The sequence below is a fragment of the Streptomyces aurantiacus JA 4570 genome (assembly GCF_000414115.1).
Taxonomy (GTDB): Bacteria; Actinomycetota; Actinomycetes; order Streptomycetales; family Streptomycetaceae; genus Streptomyces; species Streptomyces aurantiacus_A.
In genome coordinates, this window is the sequence record NZ_AOPZ01000463.1 from 1 (window position 1) to 577 (window position 577).

Below are 577 nucleotides of genomic sequence, written 5' to 3' on the forward strand. Positions count from 1 at the left end.
CACCAACCCCCACCCCACCAACACCGACCCCCACCACGACACCAACCCTCACCCCCACACCAACCCCGACACCGACCCCAACCCCGACACCGACCCCAACCCCGACACCGACCTCAACAACCTCACCTTCCTCCGCAACCTCCTCACCCACACCGAAAACCTCTGGCACCAACGCGCCCGCACCGCCCTCCGCCACGGACCCACCCACAACCCCCTCGCCCGCTGGAACCACACCGCACCCGCCGCCCTCAACATGATCACCGCCCACGCCCAACGCACCACCGCCGACGCCTTCCTCCACACCCTCCACCACACCACCCACCAACCCACCAAAACCCTCCTCACCCACCTCTGCCACCTCTACCTCCTCAACCAAATCACCCCCCACACCGGAGACCTCCTCGCCCACAACCACCTCACCCCCCACCACATCCACACCCTCCCCACCACCACCCACCACACCCACACCACCCTCGCCCCCCACATGCAAACCCTCACCCACGCCTTCAACCACCCCACCAACACCAACCCCCAACCCTGAACCAAACCACCAAACCCGACCACAACCGGCACCCCG

At 66.7% G+C, this 577-nt stretch carries 1 protein-coding gene; it reads left to right on the plus strand.

Annotated features, from left to right (window positions below; translation table 11 throughout):
- On the plus strand, positions 1–541 hold a 541-nt coding region (locus tag STRAU_RS34680), incomplete at its 5' end, for an acyl-CoA dehydrogenase (protein ID WP_037663895.1).
- Positions 542–577: the final 36 nt, after the last annotated feature.